We start from the raw sequence: 18,509 nt of genomic DNA, 5'->3' as shown, positions 1-18,509 counted from the left end.
TTACTACACACTTTTGAGCTTACACAGCCTTTTCCATCTTCATCATCTCTGTAAACAGTGTATCCTCTGTCACATGACAATACAAATCCATTGTCATCTGCAAGGAGCCATGTCCGAGAATCTTCTGTAATGTCTTTGGCTGCATTCCGTTCTCAATTGCTCTGGTTGCAAAAGTATGTCTTAAGCAATGTGGTGAAAACATCTCATAGTCAGGATGCTCTTTTCGAATCCGGTTTACAATGGCACCGATTGCCTCCTGCACTATGAACTGTTGTGTAGGTCTGTTGTTTTTCGTAACAAACACCAAGTCCCTGTACTGTTCCTCTGTTTCGATTCCCTTAAAGAGAATCTTCTGTTTTTGAATGCGCTGTCGTTTCAATGCCTCCAACGCCCTCGTGGTTAATGGAATCGTTCGTCTTCCATTCTTGGTCTTTGCATCATGCATCTCAAAAATGTACTTACCATCTTTTTGAAAATAGCACAATGTGTGACGCACATACAGTACCTTCTTGTCAAAATCAATGTCCTTCCACTGAACACCACAAAGCTCTCCAATACGCATTCCGGTTTCTATGGCAAGCACAAACAGATTATAGTAGAAACTACTCTGTGCCTCACCTAAAAACAACTCTGCTTCACTTACTGTCAGTACACGTCTTTCCTTCTTATCTTCCTTGGAAATCACCGTGTTTAATTGCTTTGCAACATTTTTTGTAAGTAAATCAGAGTCGATTGCTTTTTCCAGCATATCCACCAGAATCTTTTTCGTGTTCTTTCTGGCATTATCAGAAACAAGCTCATTGAGTGCATTCTGCATGATAATCAGGTTCAATGATGTCAGCTTACGCCACCCAAGCTCCTTCTGTATCCGCTTATAATGTGTGGCATAGGATTCCCTAGTGGAATTCCTGCAATTCTTCTTACAGGTATTCATCCAAATCTCATACCACTCATCAAGGGTTACATCCTTGGTGACAACATTCAGTGCCTTCTCATCCTCATACTGTTCCTCACGCATCCTTTTACGAAGTTCATTCAGATTGCTTGCGTATATGGTCTGCGTCTTGCCGAAACGATTCACAAATCGTCCCTGATAAAGTCCATCACTCTTTCTCTGTGTAATGCCTTTACCAAGTTCTTTACCTTTTATGGATTTACCCATATCTGCCTCCTTCCAGCGTGTATATACGTTGAAAGGAACCATCAGTCCACCCAATTGTAGCATATACACACTTAATTTTCAATTAGTTTCATGGTTATTTAATAAATTCATTGTCTTTTTATGAATCAAATTTCCTAGCATCCAATCTGATTCAAAAGCCATTCATCCAGCTTGCCCTTGTGAGCATACAGTCTGTTTCCGATGCGAACCGCGAATACATCAGCATTTTCAGCCAACAACTCACGTGCCTTTGTCTGACCAATCCCCAAATAAGAGCAAAACTCTTTTACAGTCAATAAAGCCTTATCCTTCATTCTTCTACCTCCTCAAAATCCTATTTCTAAGCCAAACACAAATAAATTTCTGTTTTTTCTCCAAAATATAGAACATTTGTTTGTGTCATGTTATAATGGTTATGCGCATACCATTTCTTTTCAAAAGTAATCGTTTCTTATCAAAAACTATTACTCTCTCACTTATAGGAGATTTAGAAGGGGTTTTGCGGAAGTGTTTTTAAAAAAAGTTGCAAAAAATTTTAAATATGTATATACAAGGCAGGTTTTACGGATAAATGAACATTAGAAAACATCAGGAATTGATGGACTTCTGGGAATATTCTCATAACTTCGACAGCGAAGACGGAGCCTTTTCCATAGATGAGGATATTACCTTTGAGGCATCCCAGCAGGAATTACAAATTGAATTAGAGCATTTTAATGAAATGGATTTGGAACAGGAATTACATCCCATAAAAGATGATAATTTCCAGCCGAAGGATGAGCACCCCAATAAGACCATGTTAAAAAAGGAGCTTCGTGCCATTGCTTTAAAGCGACTGTAGGACGGTGCCCGCACTGTTTCGGATTTTGAGGAAGTGATAAGGGAATGGGACCTATTAGATTCCAACAGAGAACGCAAGGAGCGATATCACGAAATCGGCAGAGAAAACCTAGACAGCAAGAAGGATGTGGCACCACTTGCCATTGTTATCCCGGCTCCCATCAATCATGCTTACTGGCGACAGCTTATGAAAGGGGACTATATAGACATTATCTCTAACTGTCCTTTTGAGATGCACAACTCCCTTTCCGATGAGGACTATTCCAAGATTATTTATGACTTAAAGGACGACCATAAGGAGTTGATATACTTCCTATATCTTAGAGATTTCACTACCAGTCAGCTTGCTGCTTTACGTAATCAGAGCGACAGAAATATCCGTGGTGTCCGCTCTACTATTCTTGGTCAGATTGAGAAAAAGGTTCTTATGATACTGGTGGACAGGCAGGGAGAGGATTTTCCTTCTACCAATGGTAATCTTACCATGGAAGAACTGGACTTCCTATTAAGACATGAAGAAGAGATCCCGGCTACTATGGAAAAACTGGATAAAGAAAAGCTGGCTCTACTAAAGGAAATCGGTGTAGTGGTAAGAAGAATTGCCAGAGAACAGGAAAACCAGGCAAAGGAAGAAACCAAGAAACGCAAGAAAAATAATCGATCGGATCGTAAAAAAAAAGTTTAAATATGCATACAGACGTGCTATGATAGTAATAGTTTTTGCACAGAAAGGAATTACTATGAAGAATATCTTTCAGAAATCCAGTTCCAACTGGGTGAAATATGATAAATACGAATGGCGAACAGCCGCAAACGGAAAGTGTTATATTACACCTTCTGCGGATGCCAAGCCATCCATCTACAATCCTATCAAGGATTATGAGAAGCTGGTGCTGACCGCAATTAACATCGGTACTACTGCCATGAACAAGGCAAGTGAAGTTGAATTAAAAGAAGCCATTATGAGCTTTGTATCCGAATACGGTATGCTGGGACTAATGACTGCCCTGCCTACCACACCGGATTTTATTACATATGAGGCAGTCTATCTGCCAAAGAATCATTTTATCAAGGAAGGAAGCATCTCTACAGAGAAGTATCTGTCCTACTTTTTCCCTTTTGACAAGATTGATTTTCGCAAGAAAAGTGTGGAATCAAGTTGGAGTACTGACTGCGTAGAGATGATTGCTTTAATTATGACCATGAAGAATAAGCCGCAGGCTGTTATGATGAGTTTTCAGAATGAATATGCCGAGCCCTATGAATGGCTTGTGGAAGTATTCCGTGACTGGGCATTTACCTTCTTCTCCAGCTTTCTTTATTATCTGGACTACGACAGACTGGATAAGAATGAACGTAACCTATACCGTCAGGGAATGGCTGCTTTCGGCGGTGTGGCACCTACCTACCGCATAGAATTGCGGGAACGCCCTACCATTGTCTGGGACTTCAATTCCTTATTGTTATGTGTACAGATGATGTTTTCCTTTATGCTGACGGATGAAAACTCCACCATGAAGGTATGTAAGCACTGCGGCAAAGCATTTGTTGCCACCAGACCGAATATGGAATTCTGCTCACCACAGTGTAAAAACCAATACAATGTGTATAAAAGCAGAGCCAAAAAGAACGATACACCAACATAGGAGGACTGCGTATATGAATCATTCCAATATTATTATGTACACAACCGAAGACGGTTTGACGAAAATAGAAACTACCTTTGAGGATGATACTGTGTGGCTTTCCATTGACCAAATGGCAGAGCTGTTTCAGCGTGACAAATCAACGATATCACGTCACATCAAAAATATTTTTGAAGAGGGAGAATTACAGCGCATTTCAGTTGTTGCAAATTTTGCAACAACTGCCGCCGACGGAAAAACCTACAATGTCGATTACTACAATCTCGATGTAATCATCTCCGTAGGCTATCGTGTAAAATCCCACCGTGGTACACAGTTCCGTATCTGGGCTATGAGAATATTAAAAGAATACATGAAAAAAGGATTTGCATTAGATGATGACCGCTTAAAAAGACTTGGCGGCGGCAATTACTTTGACGAATTGCTTGCCCGTATCAGAGACATCCGCTCCTCTGAAAAGGTATTTTGGAGAAAAGTTCTGGAAATCTATGCTACCAGCATCGATTACGATCCTAGTGCAGAAAGCTCCATCCTATTCTTTAAGCAGGTGCAGAATAAGATGCACTGGGCAGCACACAAGCACACAGCTGCAGAAGTTATTTACCAGCGTGCCGATGCTGAAAAAGATAATATGGGACTTACCTCATGGGCTAGTGACACCATCCGTCGCCCCGATGTAGAAATTGCAAAAAACTATCTTACCCAGCAGGAATTGGATGCTTTAAACAAGATAGTTACAGCCTATCTCGATATCGCCGAGGTACACGCTCTCAATCAGGAACCAATGTATATGAAGGACTGGCTGGAAACCATTGACGATTACCTGAAAATGACCCGCCGTGATATTCTTACCAGTAGCGGTCACATCAGCCACAAGCAGGCACTTGATAAGGCTCATGCCGAATACACCAAGTACAAGAACCGCTTGGAAAACACCATTTCCCCAGTTGAACAGGACTTTATCAAAAGCATTGGTACATTGGAAGAGATTGCAGATTCCGACAAGAAATAAATACCCAAAAATACTTCAGGCGGGCCTAAACAGCCCGCTTGCAACAAAATCAACTTCTTGGATTTCCTAAATCAAATTTAGCAATCGCTTCATCCAAGATTCCGCTCCATTCAGCCAATCCGCATTCATTAAATTTCTGAATCTCGGAATTAATCACGTCTAACAACATTTCCAGCTTTATTTGGTTCCGGATTAGGCTTTGAATATAACCAATGGTTTATAAAAACAGATTTTTCACTCATCTTATTTCTCATGCTCCTATGTTTTATCTCATCTCGGCACACACCATTTCACCCTTAGAATTTACATCCACATCTATCTCATGTCCACCAAATACATAACCATCATCGTATCCTACAGTATAAGAGCCATTCTGATTCACAAATATATATTTCATTCGACCCTTTAATGCGTCTGCAAATTCTTCCGGTGTAGAAAAATGAATTTCGCATTCATCTTCATATTCTTCCACGCACTCCAATGCAGCATCATACAGATCCTCATCAGATGCAATATACGATCTAAACACCTCATCCTTTGAAGCAATATGCTCTGCAAAATCTCTGGCAACAGTCAAAGGCTTTTTCCAAGTTGCCTTACTGTCCCACTCTACCTCAATATAAATTGTGATGTCATTACCTGCAAAATCATACTTACCTTCAAACAGACCTTCCGATTTTTCTAACACTAATTTCCCCAGCACCTCATCCTCTAAGACAATTGGTGCCAGATACTTTTCCTGATTTTTATCAAGCTTTGTTCCGGATGCATTTTCTTCCAAAACCTCTCTGATGTACAGAAATGCAAGTTCTCCGAAGTAACTATACTGTAATCTTCCTGCCACCTTATAAATGACACCCTCTTTAAATCTGTTAAAATATCCGCTGTTTTTCTCCTGTGCATCATGTTCCTCGTTAGGTATAGGCCATGTCATAACCTTTATCTTCTTCACCATACTGGCAGCGTTTATATCATAGATTGCAACAGCAGAACGTGTAATAATATAATACTTGTGACTCTTGTCCCATCTGGACGAGTCACCTTTTCCAACAAGAACGTAATATATGCTCTCCTCACCCTCAAATTTATTATCTTCCTGATAGATTTCATGTATATCCATAGTCGCTCCTCCACAATAATCAAATCTATTTATGCCGTTGTACACCAAAATATATAATAAAACATTTCCTTTGTTTCTATAACCCAAGCATTGTCAAAATCTGTTATAGTACCTGTTAAGGTTTTTATGGGTTCTCCTATTTCAAAGGATACTTTTCGATTCATTCCCTCAATAATTTCATGTAGCCATTTTACAACATCGTCTGTAGCATCTACAAAAACACAGTTTTTATATTCTTCAGCATCACAAGAAAAATCATTCTTTATCTGATAGTCCAAAGCTTTTTGAATAAATTCATCAATGCTTGATGTTTCATTTTTTCCTGCAACTACTATACATAAAGTCTGTTCTGAAACCTCGCAATTAAAGGCAAGATTACCAAATTCTATTCCGAACATTTAATCACTCCAATCCATAAATCACAACACTGCAACATACCCAACCTGTAGTTCCTTACAATAAATCGGAGGCGATATATTTCGAATCGCATAGTGCAGACATATCAAGCGCTAGCGCTTTTGCAACTGCTGTCAGCACAATATCAGTAGCACCGGTATATGTATATCTGTCTTCCGCTAATGACTCATAATACTTTACAAGCTTTCTGTGATGCTTGTCCTTTACAGTGTTCAAATGCCTTAAAAACAAGTCAGTTCTTTCTGCATCAGGAGCATTGTAAACATCTACAATCCCTCCATTTTCTTTACTAAAATCTCCGAAATACCCCTTATCCCTATAATAAAAACCTTTGGAAGAATAACACTTTCCTTCAAAATATAAATTACGGATAATATCCAGACGAATATCTATGTATTTTTCTTCAACCATTTTTGTTTTAATAAAATCCACTTGCTCAGAATCAACATCAAACAAATATGCTAATGAGAGTAAATTAGCCACATCGTCATATGTTAGGTTCCCTTCACAGTACAGAACCTTCTGTTTATCATTTTCTATATATTCCAAAACATCATGCTTTATCTCATCAATTTCATACCCCAATTGATATTTAATCAAAATAACAGATAATAGCTTTAAGCCTATTGCAATATGAAGTCTTGAGGCATTCTCTTGGTTAAGATTATCTTTATATCGATTAATTCTTTTTTCAAGATTTTCTAATTCTTTCTGATAGTATTCCTTTGACTTAAAATCATCTTTTATTCTATTCATAATTTTATCCCTTCATTCCGACTAATAAATTTTTCTTAATACTCTCCCGGACATACTTCTATTCCCAACGAATATTTTACCTCATTCAATAGCTCTTCCTCAGTTAAGTTATACGGAAAAGGCTCTGCATCCTCCATAGCATTATTCATAAGTTCATCATATGTTCCATACTCTATCACAATAAATGGTTTATCCGAAAAACAAACTTCATCCACTCTATAATACTGTCCATTATACTCAAAAGTCGGTCTGACAGAACTGTTTTTCACAGCATCATTTCCTCTTCCGTCAAGAAATGACACCACAAACCGTATTGCGGCTCCGTAAAATCATATTGCAATGATTTCTCCCAATCCTTTGCATTCAAAAGCGTTAAAATATTCTTATCTTCTCCATTTGTTCGGTATGTGCTGCAGCGACACTTCATGCCATGAAATTCTACAATCATTTTTTTACATCCTTACTATTTTTTGTTCAACCATATTACTCAATTTTAGCCTCTACCAAAATATAAAACTTATATTCCTCGTTCTCAATCCACATGGAAGTCTTTGTAATTTGCACATTTAAAGGGCACTGGTCATCAAATACCGTATAACATTTCGTTCCCGAGCCCTGATATACAGCCTCTCCGTAATATTCCTTTTTCATATATGTAAGCTTCAGCTTTAATGCTTTATCAAAAGTAGACCATGCATTCGAATCATTTTTCAGATATGACTCCTTGCACCTTTCTGCTTCCATTACCATATCCGAAAAATTCAACAGCTCGATTTCTGTATTTTTATCTATTTTTAATTTTGTCTTCTTAAAGCCATTTATCACCTTTACCTTTGGAACAGATGGCACTTTTGCTTCTACTTCTGCTTCAAAAGAAACGTTTTCTCCACATTCCTCATTCCAAAACACATTCGCCTGACCGGACCATTTTACCTTAATCAAATCCTGCGTAACATCTAAAATATCAATTTTTCCTGATGTGACATCCTCGTGCTCTAGCACATACAAAGTTCCTGCCTCTTCGCCCTTGTTATTATAAGCCTCATTCCATTCAAAGCTTTTTCCTATTAATTTATTTGGTTCTTTTACTCCGATATGAAAACCATTATTATGATACAATCTAATGGTTCTAAGCTCATAATCCAAATCTTCACCCTCATAGCTTCCGTCTATATCCAGAAACATGATTAATGATTTGTTATCTTCTGACATCTCAAAACCTACATTAGCAGCAGTGATTTTATATTCATAATTATTCAGTTTCAAATACATATCGATCCCTCCCGGCATTGTGTTGCTAAATTTCTAATTTTTCATTTTGAGATAAAATGTACTCCACTGGATTTTTGCAAAACCGATTTGCTCTTGATTTTTTCATAACCCCAATTATCTCTTCCATTCGTGGTGAGTAAATCTTATCTCCCACAAGAAACATTGCACCGATTTCTTGTACATATTCAATCACTGAAATTAAGTTGGTTTTCGTAAGACTTCGCAAATCCAATCGACAGCTTATTTCATCTAATATGTTATCAATGTATATGAACTCTATACACGTTTCATCCGATTTTCCATACTGGATAATGTCTTTTGACCAACTATCCTCCTGTTCAAGAAACTTAAGATTATGCGGTGGTTGAGGTATCCCTTTCCACGAAATCATTTCATCATGACTTAATCTATCAAAATTTAATCTTGCCGGTATAATATTGCATTGAAACTGCCATATCGCCATGTTAAGTCCACCCACTATCATCTATGTTATAAACATTTATCATAATCGTCAATGTATTTATATTCATTATAGTTCCATAGTCCCCACATGCCACTGGCTGTATGTAAATTCTCTTTGTACATATTCGAATTTTCCCTTCGTATATAAGTTTTACCTTGTATGATTCATGAAATAATTATCCAATAGCCTTCTAATATAGGATGGTGTCACAGGTACTTCCGAATCAAACGGTGGATATTCCAGATTTATCTTCTTATCTTCTGACAAAATGTGAATTCTTAATCTTCCATTATCATCAGCACGCACAAACCAATAGAATATATTTCCTTCATATTCTATTTTTCTTTTCCCTTTCTTTGCAACCATACTCAAAACCACCAATCCTATTAAACCATTTTTTTAATTTCTCCATACCAGCTCATCAGCTCTGACACAGGTGATATTCCACTCTTGGTATAGTTGTCATAACGATAGGATGCATCGAATTTATGCGTAGCAACATCAAATTCCAGCTTATATTCATTGGGACATTTTTGTTGATAACTATCACACAATTCAACCAGCTTATTAATATCTTTTGTTCCAATTGATAAAAACTCGTCAGAAGCTTCATCATCAGCAAAATTCCCCGCGGGTATAACATCGTTTCCTTTCACGAAAATGGCATTAAACATTTTCTGTGATGTATCTTGGTAAATGTAGATATATATTTTATCAACATTTCCGTTTGTATACTCCATACATAGAGATACAAACTCCGCCTGTAAATCAGTAAACGCGTCTTCAAAACCTTTCATCACAATTTTCTCCTTTATCCACGTATTTTCTCCAGTTCAAATTTTAAAACACAATCTCTCCAAGGTCCGGATAGCCCTTCTTAAGCACATCCATATTCCTTTTTAGCAGCGATAGTTTATCCGGTTGATTACTCTTAAAATAATCCGTAATAACTTGAAGTAGTGAAAGAATTTCCTCTCTTCGGTATGTGGATTGTGATATAGTCGCTATGGCGTAATAATATCCTTCCACCGGCTCCACTTTATTCTTCCCATCAGAGAACGGATACCTATTTTCTTCCAATGCTTTCATAATCACATCTACGATTCCACATCCTCTGAAAAAGGTAACATTCTCTGGTAGTCCTTTAATTTGATTAGCGCATGACTAAAAGAAGCTATCTTCTTACAATACTTCCAGATCTTTTCCTTATTGGTGTCGTCTGTATGAGACATAAGGATATAGGTCATAGGCTTTGTAATTATCATTTTTCTTTTGTCATCAAATATACCCTGTGCCTGTAATTCTTTAAATGATAACATTTCAAATGTATGTATAACCTCTCTCATTTCCTCTATTGTAGGCGCTGTATCCTTCATTGTATTTACCTCCGTTTTAGGCTATTTATAGCACTTTTAAAGCTTCTATCATTAATCACTCAACTTCATGTAATCATCTACCGGAATTCCACCCATGCAGATAATTCGTACATCATCCCATCTTTCTTTTAATGATTTTCCTCTATAAATTGTTGCATTCACTAATTCATCTGCTGTTAAAAATTCCGTTCCATTAGGAATATCACACAATCCAGCCCAGTAGGGTTTATCGTACTGTGGAAGGCAACCTATATAGTGTTCTGGTTCACTTATTTCACCAACAAAATAGAAGGATGTTTCATTCATAATTTCGCCTTTTCTCAATTCTGCCAAGAAATAGTTAAAATCTACTGCATTCAAATTATATTCTGTATGGTCCATATACTATATCCTCATAATAAACAACCATCACCGACGGCAACAAAATCAAAACCAAATCAGATGGATAACAAAAATCCGACCACTTTGTACAAAAAAGATTAATTGGCAATTGCAAGCCATTTTCACAGTCATAATATACCAATATCTTGTCCACATTTAATTCACTAAAAAATGTTTCAAAAGCTTCTCTGGTTTTATCTTCATTCTTTCCCCACTGGCAATCTTTAATTAATACTGGAGCACTATGATGAACGATATCGTTTATGTATGCACTCTCTTGAAATATTTCCTTTTCACAAATCCGAATCCATTCCTTCTCTACTTCATCCTTGGATATAACACTTATTGTAGATAGTTCCTGTTCAGATAGTACTGCATATTTTTCATCGCTAAATCTCCAATAATATTTGAAATCTTCAATACTCAAATAATCACCTGCTTTTTCTGCAATTTCTTTAACTCATCAAAGGTATAATCCCTATAATTTTCACCCGGCTCCAGAATAGAATTTGTCGTTGCCGGAATCACCTTTAGCAATTCATTCACATCAATGTCTTTCGGAAACGAAACAATATCCCCGTGTTCGTTTTCGTCCTTATGTGCACAGAAGATAAATTCTCCCGCTTCCCAGTCGATAGCAAATGTATTCATACATCCAACCGCATCTAAATCCATTAGTTCCTCATGATTTGCTATAAAATTCTCATATATGAATTCAAATAATGCATCCTTTTCAATTTTAATGATTCTACATTCATTGTCCTTCATCTGTCACACCTCACAACAGTTTTTGAAATCTGCATATTATATCCACTCTCCATAAAACCATATATTCGATTTCGTATAATAGTCTTCATCATTGAGTTCTTCTATATATCCAATCTCAGGCAACTTTGTCATGATTCCTCTTTCTTTCGCAAAGGAACGCTTATCATCCACTCTCGTCCATATCTGATAAGGTCCTTTCCTGTCCCAAAAGGAATTATAATACTCCTCATCATAGAAAATAATAATCTGGGATTCCCGTACATCCGGATAGGTTATAGCTGCTACTACCTTACAAAATGGTAAATCCTTCGGCTTGTTACCGATAATTTCCTCGGTCTTTTCAAGCCATTTCTTACAAAATGCAGTCTTAATCTTACCAGAGGTTTTAGGTTTCGAAAGCCATGGTCCGCATGGTACGTGAAAATGCTCGTATGAATCCTCTGTATCTTTGAAGGGCAAATCATTTGCATTTTTAAATGGATCTATTTTATCCATCCATCTTAACAGTCTTTTAAATTTTCTCTGATGTCCTCTGGATTTGCTTCGAATCATATATATTGACATTTTGCTTTCCCTTCTGTATCTTATCTGGCGCCATCCATCCACGAACCATATGCCTGACTTTCAATGTATTTTAAATTCAGCTTTTCATATTCCTCTATGGCATCACACAATCCCCTGTCGTAAGATTTACACAGCATCATTACATTATCATTTTGATAATAATCTGTATTTATGCGTACTTTCTGCCTGGTTTCCTTGGGATTATAATAGATGACATATTTCTTATCGCAATACTCCGGTGCAATGGTTTGACCTTCTGTAAGTATATTTTCCAGCTGTAACTTAATATAATTTCCCATATCAATCCCCCTAAGGCCGTCCCTGCTCCACAATCATCTCTACATTTTCAAACACATCCACAAACACCTGCTTTGCTCTTTCCAAAAGCTTATGACATACCTCCGGTTCCTGAAACAAAAAGCTTACACGCAACTCTATTCTTTTTACATCAGGATATTTTTCTTCATATTGTTTGGAATCTATGTACCAAATATAATTATTGAGTTTCTCCTGCAACAACAATAAATGTCGATTCATATCTGACCAGTCCATTCCATCTGCAAGAAGAAGTATCAAACTTGAAGTTTCCTGTTCATACGCCAAGCCATCTATGGTATCTGTATTTTCAACGTTCAGCTTATTATTGTTATTCTCTAACTCCATATCATCACCTATTCCATTATTTTCCGTATTTCCTCTGCATTTTCTTTCAAATAGCGATATTCACTTTTATCCGCCAAATCCAAATATTTTTCAAGTTCAGCCGAATGAATAATATGCAACACATGAAGTACCACAATCTTTTGGTACTCTGATGCATAAGCATCATCCTTATATTTATCTCTCCACCAAAAATCTATTGCATACTCCTCGGCTTTGTCCGGGTAAATATAAGCTAAGGATTGCAAAGCAAGACGCTGTGTATACTCATTATCAACCTGCAAAAAATCGAATATCAGCTCCCTTATTTCATCCTTACCATTACAATCCTTCAGACTCTCTGCGAATTGCCACTTTGCATTTATGTAATCAGTAGACAACACTTTCTTGCATAATAATTCGTACCACTCAGGATAATCTAATAACATTGCTACAATACGGCTACATTCGTTATCCCTTGCAATCCCAAATAAAATATCATCAAGCATCTGCTTCGAAGCTTCATCACAGGACGTGGTCTTAATTATATCAAATATAACATCACACATATCGTCAAATTCATTTAAGTCAATCTCCCATTCCCCATTGTCGCGACTTTCGCTCCAATCCGGATAGTCTTTATTCGCTCTTTTTATAAATTTGGCAATACACTTATGCAATTTTCTTTCATAATTATCAAACATATCTTACCTACCAATCAATAGCTTTATAACACATACAACTACGCTACTTGTACAACCTACATTTTACCATGTTCAGGAGGTTCATTCCATTTATATTTTCTATATTTTTTATTAAAGGGCGAACTGTAAATTACAACAATTCGCCCACAACATAACAATATAGCAAATATTACGTTTTAATAATTACTACCTTGTTTCTCTACTCTTCTGTACGCTGATACTTCTCGAATCATCTCTTACACCATAGTATTTCTTACGATACTGATATTCAGCCATAAATTCATCATACACAGTCATCTTATAACGGATACTATTCATCTTCTCTCTCGTATATCCCATACGCTGACAGTAAGCATTATATTCTGCTGTATAATCATCTGTAGGCACAGGTAGAAGCGAAGCACGTTCTTCCATAGACAGCTTAGTATAATCAATCGTTTCCGGAAAAACCTCTGTATCTTCTGATACTTTTTCTTCTGTCTCAGGAATTTCAACATCTGCTTCCTCTGATACTACAATAGCCAGTAGCTCGTCTATTGAAGCAGTCTGAATAGCTGCGATCTTAGAATCCTCTACAGTCTCAGAAATCTGCTCTTGTATTGCTTTCTCTGCGTCCTTCACTTCCGCAAATTCCTCATAAGACATAATATCTTCCTTTGCCATCTCCAAAGTCACATCTGCTGTATCTTGGTATTTGATATCTTCCAAATAATCCATATACTCCCACTTCCACTTATGGGTAGAACTGGAAAGCTGGCTTAACACCATATCCCAAAGTTCTACTGCTCTGGCAGCTTTTTCATGATACAGTTCTACTGCCTGCTGTCGCTCAAACTCATCTTTGGTCATAACCGGTGCTGTAAGCTCCCCTTCCATGAATCCGGCTGCATCATTTACATTTATAAACTGTGATTGCAGATAATCCACATAGTCTTTATTCCAGTCCTCTCTTGCAAGCTCTTCACTACAATAATCCTGACAAATACGATTTCTGTCAAATGCCAGTTTTCTTTTCCGCGCAAGAAGCTCTCTCTGCTTCTGCTCCTCCTGTAGCTGTTTCTCCTTCCTTGCAGCCTCTTCTCTGGCAAGTGCCTCTGCTTTTACCCTTGCTACTTCCTCAGCAATGCGACGGGCTTCTTTTTCCGCATTACGCTCTGCCACAACCTTTGCAATTCTTTCTACAAGGTCAGCTTTGCCATAACCTTCTCCCAGCTTATTTCCTCGAATACCCTGCTTCATACCCGACGTGGAAAATGTCACTGTTTTATTCGTAACACGAATCTTCCAGTTATACATAAATTGCAGACATTCAACCATTTGCTCAAAGGAATCCACGAAAGGCAACAGCTTGTCTATGGTATCCCGAATCAATTCTCTGTTAGAAGTGACACCAACACCGTCCTTGGCATTCTGATTCATCAGATTCTTTTCCACCCAGTAGTTGTCCGTGTGCTTCTTAGCAAGCAAATCTACCTGTCCTAAACCCAGTCGGATACACTTCTCCATTACCCACTTTTTTGCATGGAACATCATCTTCCCGGTGCTTTTGTGCTTACAGCCCAGCTTCCATTCACAGGGTTTCTCATGCCACCTGCTCTGCTTTCCGGCATACTTTCTGACAGAATTGATAACCATGTGAACGTGCATATTCTGACTGCCATTGTGACCATCCGGATGAACTGCCACCACTGCCTGATGCCCCGGTGCGAATACCGAAAGCCATTGCTTGCCAAATTCCAACGCCTGCTCTATGGTAATGGGATCATTTGGCTCAAAGCTGATGATATAGTGATGCGCCTTTACATCCTTTACGGAATTATTCTTGCCATACAGACGATTGACCTCGATACATTCTGCACCAAAGCTGTCCACATCACAGTTCACACCTACAATCAGATAATTCTCACGCTCTTGTATTCTGCCTTTTTCATCCAACACAGGCTTGTTGGTATATTCATCAAACTGGCAGGTAAGATACTCCACCGCCGAAGAATAAAATCGGTTCTTTACTGAGATATGCTTCAAAATCGCCATTAACCTTCACCATCCTCTCCACTTTTGCGCCTACGCTTCTTTCCACAGGCAACATCCTCCAATGCAGGAAGTATTTTAAATTTCAAATCCAACAGCTCCCTTATGGCTTCCTTCAGTTCATAATAAATGCTGTAAAAATCTCCGCCACCATTTAAGTGCTTTGCTATCTGGTTCAGGTTGGAACCAATCTTGCCCAGCTGCATGGAATACTCCTTCAGCAGACTGGTATCACCATAACAAGGAAGCTTTCTTCCTAATGCACACCGTCTGATATATTCCGAGGTGCTAAGCCCGGTCTTTCTTGCCTTCGCTTCAATCTCTTCCTTATCCTCTGCCGAAATACGCATGGACATCAGAACCATATTCTCTTTCTTTTTATCTGTATTTCTCATAAATTCCTCCATTCCGATACACAAAAAAGCAGGTAAATAAATACCTGCTCCCTCGTACCTACAAAATATAAATTTTTAATTGCTACTCCAATAGAATAATTAAACTGCCGGATACGTCAGAAGATTTTCCCCGATGCAGATTCTGCATCTCCCCTCCCGTGCATAGCCTCGCTCCCCTAAGGTCGCTCACCAATGCGCTCGTTGCACTCACGGATATTTCCTTTAGCAGTCTGTTGCGGCTCGTTATAATTCGCTCGCCGAATATATGGAAATGTGTCATACACCTGTCTTACAGAAATCTGCTAATCACATTTCTCATAAGAAATCCTGCTATAGCCTCCGCATCATTTTCCTTAAGAAATCCTTCTTTCGCTGATGCGTGCCGACCTAAGTCGGCATGGGCTCCGGATACGTCGCATAAGGTAGAGCAAGTTCCGCCCTGTATATACACGGGCAGGAACTTGTTGGGGATTTGACATCCCCAAGCCCTAGCTTTTTCGCCTTATGGACATAAAAATAAAGCCTGCAAGCAGACTTTATTTTTTGCCAAAGGCTTGGCTGGCTTCGTAAGAATTTCGTATCACAGCTTTTCCCATAGAAAAAGAACTGTCTTACAGATAAGGTCATTTCCTCATACAAGGCACCTTTTTGTAAGACAGTCCGTCATACTGTGATTTTTCATTTTCTTACTCATCATCCATATCAAACAGACTTCCAAGCATATCTTTTGTGGCACTATCCATAGCATTGGAAGTATCTGCGGCAAGTTCATTATCGGGAACCGTTGGCTCCGGCACATTAGCTGCTACAGCAGAAGGCATTACATTCGGTACAGCAACTGTCATACCATTAGGAACTGCACCAGACATCGGCAACGTAGCCATAGGAACAACTCCCATATTCATCTGCTGAGCCATTGCTCCCAGAACTCCGGCAAACATATTGTTAGCCATATTCTGTGAGGACTCCTGCACCACCTTGGTAAATTCCTCTGCCATGCTTTTGATTGCCTGCTCCATCCATTCTGTGGTTTCCTTTTCCCGAATGCCCCTTTGCTCACTTTCCATAGCAGAAAACAATGCCTGCTTGATAAGCTCTGTCTGATTCAGATATCCCGGCTGGCTGGATTTTGCCTCCAGCCACGCAAGGATTTTTCTGTCACTTTCACATTTCGGATTCAACCGAAAAGATATTGCATTTCCCATAAAAGCCTCCTATCCCAGATTTTCTGCAAGATAACGGTAGCCGATGGCATTGGCTTTCACATCCGTTACATACTGGATGTTTCTGCCCTGCGCTCTGCCAAAACGCTTCATCACACAGGTGCCACCGCCCACATACACAATATTCTCATGCATTAAATCCACCTTAATCTCCCGAAGCTTCGCTTCCACCTCGTCTGCATACTGCTGTAAGCCCTTCTCAATAAAAGGGATAAAGTCAGCATTTACATTGGACTGCTTTCCACGGATAACATCAACAATGTCATCCTCCGGCATTTCACACTTTAACTTGGGAAGGGCTTCCTTTTTGATACGCTCAATGGTGGTAATCAGTCCAAGCTCATAAGTACAGGCATCCTTATCCATAGGGATTCTGTCACGGACGCTTAATATATCCAAGGTCCAGGAGCCCAAGTCCACACATCTGAGTCTGTCCATATCTCCCATACGGTTCGCAATAGCTGCATAACACTGGGCATAAATCTTTACCTTATCCATGAAGAAAGAATAATGCACTCCCTCAAAGGTAAAAGAAATACGCTCCTTATGCCACAGATAATCACGAAACTCCTTACGCTCCGCACCAAACAAGGTCAGAGGCACACCTGCATATAATTCCACATGAGAAGCCGCTGTCTTACCCTGATACTGCAATTCCTTGGCAATCCCTGCAAGGGTCAGCAGAAAATAGTTCTCATTCTCTGTCTTGGTTGCCTGCTTTCCAAGTCTGCCCTGTCCTACGATATACTTTTTCCCTTTATACTCCAAAAGTCCGTTCTTGGTAAGAGGCTCATAATCCACCGGAACTATAGAAGTCTCCATAAAAGTATGCTCGCCCTTAATGGAACTCCAGCCATGATCCAGTGCAATTTTAACAGGTGCCATAGTTGTTTCAGTCATAAATAAATTTTCTCTCATAAAATCCTCTCTTTCTCCGGCATAATAACCGGTCTGCATAATATTTTTGTTTTGTGTTGCAGTCGCTCCTGCATTAGTGATACTTGTAAACAATCTCTCCATAAATAACCTCCTCCGCAAGCTGTTTTGCCTGCTCTCTTATTTTCCACATTTCCATAGTGGAATGTGCATCCTTTGGCTTATGCTTCACCAGATACTTCTCTACAATCCTATCTAACATCTCATAAGCCTCCTCATTTACTTCCTTTGCCCTAATCAGAAGCTGACCCAGCCTAATATGATGACGATACCTGTCAGGGTGGTTTTCCTTCATATAACAAATCCACAGATGACCGTATTTTCCGATATCGGCGGCTGCTACAACCGAAGCCGTATCGGATTTCGTATCAGTATCATCCATACCGATATTCGGATACAAAATACCATCCACCTCTGTATAAGTACCTCCCAGCTTCTCAAACAATGAAATTTCATTACTCATAATCTTAACTCTCCTTCCATAATCCATTTGAATTTTTGATAATAAAAAAAGCCCACATACCTGCATTTCTACAAGTACATGGACTTATACTTTTATCATCCTCATCTGATGATTCCTATTCGTTTGTACTACACACTTTACTACACACTTTTTATGATAAACTACACACTTTTACGATAAGTTACGATACTTTTGCGATTTCTGTAAAAGTGCTGTAAGCCTTGTAAATACGGCGTTTTTCGAGGTTTGGGAGAGTCTTCAAAACAGGACAGCCAAGAATTCTATAAATTCCTTCTTGTACTGTTCCATGTCTCTGCGAATCCTCCTGTTTTCAGGCTTTT

At 38.6% G+C, this 18,509-nt stretch carries 29 protein-coding genes; 4 read left to right on the top strand and 25 right to left on the bottom strand.

The window, feature by feature from the left end; translation table 11 throughout:
- Positions 1-19: 19 nt before the first annotated feature.
- Complete coding sequence (locus DW025_RS13830) at positions 20-1,162, bottom strand: tyrosine-type recombinase/integrase (RefSeq protein WP_117549079.1); 1,143 nt, start codon at positions 1,160-1,162, stop codon at positions 20-22.
- Positions 1,163-1,296: 134 nt separating this feature from the next.
- Positions 1,297-1,476, bottom strand: coding sequence for a helix-turn-helix domain-containing protein (locus DW025_RS13825; protein ID WP_015534801.1), 180 nt, complete (start codon positions 1,474-1,476; stop codon positions 1,297-1,299).
- Positions 1,477-1,733: 257 nt separating this feature from the next.
- On the opposite strand from DW025_RS13825, the gene DW025_RS13820 reads away from it, so the two are divergent.
- Genes DW025_RS13820 through DW025_RS13805 form a run of 4 tightly spaced genes read left to right on the top strand, consistent with a single transcriptional unit; the run spans position 1,734 to position 4,660 of the window.
- The gene (locus DW025_RS13820; protein WP_118649084.1) at positions 1,734-2,003 is read left to right on the top strand and encodes a hypothetical protein; all 270 of its coding nucleotides are present in this window, start codon (positions 1,734-1,736) and stop codon (positions 2,001-2,003) included.
- A gap of 33 nt (positions 2,004-2,036) precedes the next feature.
- Positions 2,037-2,687: a hypothetical protein gene (locus DW025_RS13815; RefSeq protein WP_118649083.1), complete on the top strand. Its 651-nt coding sequence runs from the start codon at positions 2,037-2,039 to the stop codon at positions 2,685-2,687.
- Between the two features lie 55 nt (positions 2,688-2,742).
- On the top strand, positions 2,743-3,648 hold the full coding sequence (locus tag DW025_RS13810; RefSeq protein ID WP_055144724.1) for a hypothetical protein: 906 nt from the start codon (positions 2,743-2,745) through the stop codon (positions 3,646-3,648).
- A gap of 13 nt (positions 3,649-3,661) precedes the next feature.
- On the top strand, positions 3,662-4,660 hold the full coding sequence (locus DW025_RS13805; protein WP_055144727.1) for a virulence RhuM family protein: 999 nt from the start codon (positions 3,662-3,664) through the stop codon (positions 4,658-4,660).
- 265 nt (positions 4,661-4,925) lie between these two features.
- On the opposite strand, the gene DW025_RS13800 is transcribed toward DW025_RS13805, so the two are convergent.
- From DW025_RS13800 to DW025_RS13690, 23 genes are all read right to left on the bottom strand, one after another.
- Positions 4,926-5,780: a DUF2262 domain-containing protein gene (locus DW025_RS13800; RefSeq protein ID WP_015534800.1), complete on the bottom strand. Its 855-nt coding sequence runs from the start codon at positions 5,778-5,780 to the stop codon at positions 4,926-4,928.
- A gap of 29 nt (positions 5,781-5,809) precedes the next feature.
- The gene (locus DW025_RS13795; RefSeq protein WP_055144730.1) at positions 5,810-6,178 is read right to left on the bottom strand and encodes a hypothetical protein; all 369 of its coding nucleotides are present in this window, start codon (positions 6,176-6,178) and stop codon (positions 5,810-5,812) included.
- 55 nt (positions 6,179-6,233) lie between these two features.
- Positions 6,234-6,953 (bottom strand): PoNe immunity protein domain-containing protein, encoded by a 720-nt coding sequence (locus DW025_RS13790; RefSeq protein WP_055144732.1) that lies wholly within the window; start codon positions 6,951-6,953, stop codon positions 6,234-6,236.
- A gap of 35 nt (positions 6,954-6,988) precedes the next feature.
- Entirely contained in the window at positions 6,989-7,222 is a 234-nt protein-coding gene (locus tag DW025_RS13785) for a hypothetical protein (RefSeq protein WP_055144735.1), read from the bottom strand.
- A complete protein-coding gene (locus tag DW025_RS13780; RefSeq protein ID WP_055144738.1) occupies positions 7,219-7,401 on the bottom strand; it encodes a hypothetical protein in 183 nt (60 codons plus the stop codon). The genes DW025_RS13785 and DW025_RS13780 overlap by 4 nt, the downstream gene beginning before the upstream one ends.
- A 35-nt stretch (positions 7,402-7,436) precedes the next feature.
- The gene (locus DW025_RS13775; RefSeq protein WP_055144741.1) at positions 7,437-8,225 is read right to left on the bottom strand and encodes a hypothetical protein; all 789 of its coding nucleotides are present in this window, start codon (positions 8,223-8,225) and stop codon (positions 7,437-7,439) included.
- A 25-nt stretch (positions 8,226-8,250) separates the two neighbouring features.
- Positions 8,251-8,688, bottom strand: coding sequence for a hypothetical protein (locus DW025_RS13770; RefSeq protein ID WP_055144743.1), 438 nt, complete (start codon positions 8,686-8,688; stop codon positions 8,251-8,253).
- Positions 8,689-8,838: 150 nt separating this feature from the next.
- A complete protein-coding gene (locus DW025_RS13765) occupies positions 8,839-9,054 on the bottom strand; it encodes a hypothetical protein (RefSeq protein WP_118649080.1) in 216 nt (71 codons plus the stop codon).
- Positions 9,055-9,074: 20 nt separating this feature from the next.
- Positions 9,075-9,485 carry a hypothetical protein gene (locus DW025_RS13760; RefSeq protein WP_055144752.1) on the bottom strand — a complete coding sequence of 137 codons (411 nt, stop codon included), beginning with the start codon at positions 9,483-9,485 and terminating at the stop codon, positions 9,075-9,077.
- A gap of 43 nt (positions 9,486-9,528) precedes the next feature.
- Positions 9,529-9,777, bottom strand: a complete 249-nt coding sequence (locus DW025_RS13755) for a hypothetical protein (RefSeq protein WP_133300871.1) — start codon at positions 9,775-9,777, stop codon at positions 9,529-9,531.
- Positions 9,778-9,785: 8 nt separating this feature from the next.
- Complete coding sequence (locus DW025_RS13750) at positions 9,786-10,064, bottom strand: hypothetical protein (RefSeq protein WP_117549086.1); 279 nt, start codon at positions 10,062-10,064, stop codon at positions 9,786-9,788.
- Between the two features lie 51 nt (positions 10,065-10,115).
- Entirely contained in the window at positions 10,116-10,445 is a 330-nt protein-coding gene (locus tag DW025_RS13745; RefSeq protein ID WP_243003549.1) for a hypothetical protein, read from the bottom strand.
- Entirely contained in the window at positions 10,426-10,872 is a 447-nt protein-coding gene (locus tag DW025_RS13740; RefSeq protein ID WP_158564587.1) for a hypothetical protein, read from the bottom strand. Before DW025_RS13740 ends, DW025_RS13745 begins: the two co-directional genes overlap by 20 nt.
- Positions 10,869-11,213 carry a hypothetical protein gene (locus tag DW025_RS13735; RefSeq protein WP_118017456.1) on the bottom strand — a complete coding sequence of 115 codons (345 nt, stop codon included), beginning with the start codon at positions 11,211-11,213 and terminating at the stop codon, positions 10,869-10,871. Before DW025_RS13735 ends, DW025_RS13740 begins: the two co-directional genes overlap by 4 nt.
- A 36-nt stretch (positions 11,214-11,249) precedes the next feature.
- Entirely contained in the window at positions 11,250-11,777 is a 528-nt protein-coding gene (locus tag DW025_RS13730; protein WP_055144767.1) for a DUF3916 domain-containing protein, read from the bottom strand.
- Between the two features lie 20 nt (positions 11,778-11,797).
- On the bottom strand, positions 11,798-12,076 hold the full coding sequence (locus DW025_RS13725; protein ID WP_055144769.1) for a hypothetical protein: 279 nt from the start codon (positions 12,074-12,076) through the stop codon (positions 11,798-11,800).
- A 10-nt stretch (positions 12,077-12,086) separates the two neighbouring features.
- Complete coding sequence (locus DW025_RS13720) at positions 12,087-12,440, bottom strand: DUF6572 domain-containing protein (RefSeq protein WP_117874275.1); 354 nt, start codon at positions 12,438-12,440, stop codon at positions 12,087-12,089.
- An 8-nt stretch (positions 12,441-12,448) separates the two neighbouring features.
- Positions 12,449-13,120 carry a hypothetical protein gene (locus tag DW025_RS13715; protein ID WP_055144775.1) on the bottom strand — a complete coding sequence of 224 codons (672 nt, stop codon included), beginning with the start codon at positions 13,118-13,120 and terminating at the stop codon, positions 12,449-12,451.
- Between the two features lie 186 nt (positions 13,121-13,306).
- Positions 13,307-15,154 (bottom strand): relaxase/mobilization nuclease domain-containing protein, encoded by a 1,848-nt coding sequence (locus DW025_RS13710; RefSeq protein ID WP_015534769.1) that lies wholly within the window; start codon positions 15,152-15,154, stop codon positions 13,307-13,309.
- Positions 15,154-15,546 carry a plasmid mobilization protein gene (locus tag DW025_RS13705; protein WP_015534770.1) on the bottom strand — a complete coding sequence of 131 codons (393 nt, stop codon included), beginning with the start codon at positions 15,544-15,546 and terminating at the stop codon, positions 15,154-15,156. Before DW025_RS13705 ends, DW025_RS13710 begins: the two co-directional genes overlap by 1 nt.
- A gap of 686 nt (positions 15,547-16,232) precedes the next feature.
- Complete coding sequence (locus DW025_RS13700; RefSeq protein ID WP_015534771.1) at positions 16,233-16,751, bottom strand: hypothetical protein; 519 nt, start codon at positions 16,749-16,751, stop codon at positions 16,233-16,235.
- Positions 16,752-16,760: 9 nt separating this feature from the next.
- On the bottom strand, positions 16,761-17,789 hold the full coding sequence (locus tag DW025_RS13695; RefSeq protein ID WP_118017454.1) for a ParM/StbA family protein: 1,029 nt from the start codon (positions 17,787-17,789) through the stop codon (positions 16,761-16,763).
- Positions 17,761-18,168 carry a TnpV protein gene (locus tag DW025_RS13690; protein WP_015534773.1) on the bottom strand — a complete coding sequence of 136 codons (408 nt, stop codon included), beginning with the start codon at positions 18,166-18,168 and terminating at the stop codon, positions 17,761-17,763. Before DW025_RS13690 ends, DW025_RS13695 begins: the two co-directional genes overlap by 29 nt.
- Positions 18,169-18,509 lie beyond the last annotated feature (341 nt).

Source organism: Coprococcus sp. AF38-1 (assembly GCF_003603945.1).
Taxonomy (GTDB): domain Bacteria; phylum Bacillota; class Clostridia; order Lachnospirales; family Lachnospiraceae; genus Coprococcus; species Coprococcus aceti.
The sequence above is the reverse complement of the archived record's forward strand: the minus strand, read 5'-3'. Positions and strand labels throughout refer to the sequence as shown.

What these genes read in the sequence shown, in the direction of transcription:
- DW025_RS13830 (WP_117549079.1), bottom strand. Translation starts at nt 1,162, where the DNA reads ATGGGTAAATCCATAAAAGGTAAAGAACTTGGTAAAGGCATTACACAG.
- DW025_RS13825 (WP_015534801.1), bottom strand. Translation starts at nt 1,476, where the DNA reads ATGAAGGATAAGGCTTTATTGACTGTAAAAGAGTTTTGCTCTTATTTG.
- DW025_RS13820 (WP_118649084.1), top strand. Translation starts at nt 1,734, where the DNA reads ATGAACATTAGAAAACATCAGGAATTGATGGACTTCTGGGAATATTCT.
- DW025_RS13810 (WP_055144724.1), top strand. Translation starts at nt 2,743, where the DNA reads ATGAAGAATATCTTTCAGAAATCCAGTTCCAACTGGGTGAAATATGAT.
- DW025_RS13805 (WP_055144727.1), top strand. Translation starts at nt 3,662, where the DNA reads ATGAATCATTCCAATATTATTATGTACACAACCGAAGACGGTTTGACG.
- DW025_RS13800 (WP_015534800.1), bottom strand. Translation starts at nt 5,780, where the DNA reads ATGGATATACATGAAATCTATCAGGAAGATAATAAATTTGAGGGTGAG.
- DW025_RS13795 (WP_055144730.1), bottom strand. Translation starts at nt 6,178, where the DNA reads ATGTTCGGAATAGAATTTGGTAATCTTGCCTTTAATTGCGAGGTTTCA.
- DW025_RS13790 (WP_055144732.1), bottom strand. Translation starts at nt 6,953, where the DNA reads ATGAATAGAATAAAAGATGATTTTAAGTCAAAGGAATACTATCAGAAA.
- DW025_RS13780 (WP_055144738.1), bottom strand. Translation starts at nt 7,401, where the DNA reads ATGATTGTAGAATTTCATGGCATGAAGTGTCGCTGCAGCACATACCGA.
- DW025_RS13775 (WP_055144741.1), bottom strand. Translation starts at nt 8,225, where the DNA reads ATGTATTTGAAACTGAATAATTATGAATATAAAATCACTGCTGCTAAT.
- DW025_RS13770 (WP_055144743.1), bottom strand. Translation starts at nt 8,688, where the DNA reads ATGGCGATATGGCAGTTTCAATGCAATATTATACCGGCAAGATTAAAT.
- DW025_RS13765 (WP_118649080.1), bottom strand. Translation starts at nt 9,054, where the DNA reads ATGGTTGCAAAGAAAGGGAAAAGAAAAATAGAATATGAAGGAAATATA.
- DW025_RS13760 (WP_055144752.1), bottom strand. Translation starts at nt 9,485, where the DNA reads ATGAAAGGTTTTGAAGACGCGTTTACTGATTTACAGGCGGAGTTTGTA.
- DW025_RS13755 (WP_133300871.1), bottom strand. Translation starts at nt 9,777, where the DNA reads ATGAAAGCATTGGAAGAAAATAGGTATCCGTTCTCTGATGGGAAGAAT.
- DW025_RS13750 (WP_117549086.1), bottom strand. Translation starts at nt 10,064, where the DNA reads ATGAAGGATACAGCGCCTACAATAGAGGAAATGAGAGAGGTTATACAT.
- DW025_RS13745 (WP_243003549.1), bottom strand. Translation starts at nt 10,445, where the DNA reads ATGGACCATACAGAATATAATTTGAATGCAGTAGATTTTAACTATTTC.
- DW025_RS13735 (WP_118017456.1), bottom strand. Translation starts at nt 11,213, where the DNA reads ATGAAGGACAATGAATGTAGAATCATTAAAATTGAAAAGGATGCATTA.
- DW025_RS13730 (WP_055144767.1), bottom strand. Translation starts at nt 11,777, where the DNA reads ATGTCAATATATATGATTCGAAGCAAATCCAGAGGACATCAGAGAAAA.
- DW025_RS13725 (WP_055144769.1), bottom strand. Translation starts at nt 12,076, where the DNA reads ATGGGAAATTATATTAAGTTACAGCTGGAAAATATACTTACAGAAGGT.
- DW025_RS13720 (WP_117874275.1), bottom strand. Translation starts at nt 12,440, where the DNA reads ATGGAGTTAGAGAATAACAATAATAAGCTGAACGTTGAAAATACAGAT.
- DW025_RS13715 (WP_055144775.1), bottom strand. Translation starts at nt 13,120, where the DNA reads ATGTTTGATAATTATGAAAGAAAATTGCATAAGTGTATTGCCAAATTT.
- DW025_RS13710 (WP_015534769.1), bottom strand. Translation starts at nt 15,154, where the DNA reads ATGGCGATTTTGAAGCATATCTCAGTAAAGAACCGATTTTATTCTTCG.
- DW025_RS13705 (WP_015534770.1), bottom strand. Translation starts at nt 15,546, where the DNA reads ATGAGAAATACAGATAAAAAGAAAGAGAATATGGTTCTGATGTCCATG.
- DW025_RS13700 (WP_015534771.1), bottom strand. Translation starts at nt 16,751, where the DNA reads ATGGGAAATGCAATATCTTTTCGGTTGAATCCGAAATGTGAAAGTGAC.
- DW025_RS13695 (WP_118017454.1), bottom strand. Translation starts at nt 17,789, where the DNA reads ATGGAGAGATTGTTTACAAGTATCACTAATGCAGGAGCGACTGCAACA.
- DW025_RS13690 (WP_015534773.1), bottom strand. Translation starts at nt 18,168, where the DNA reads ATGAGTAATGAAATTTCATTGTTTGAGAAGCTGGGAGGTACTTATACA.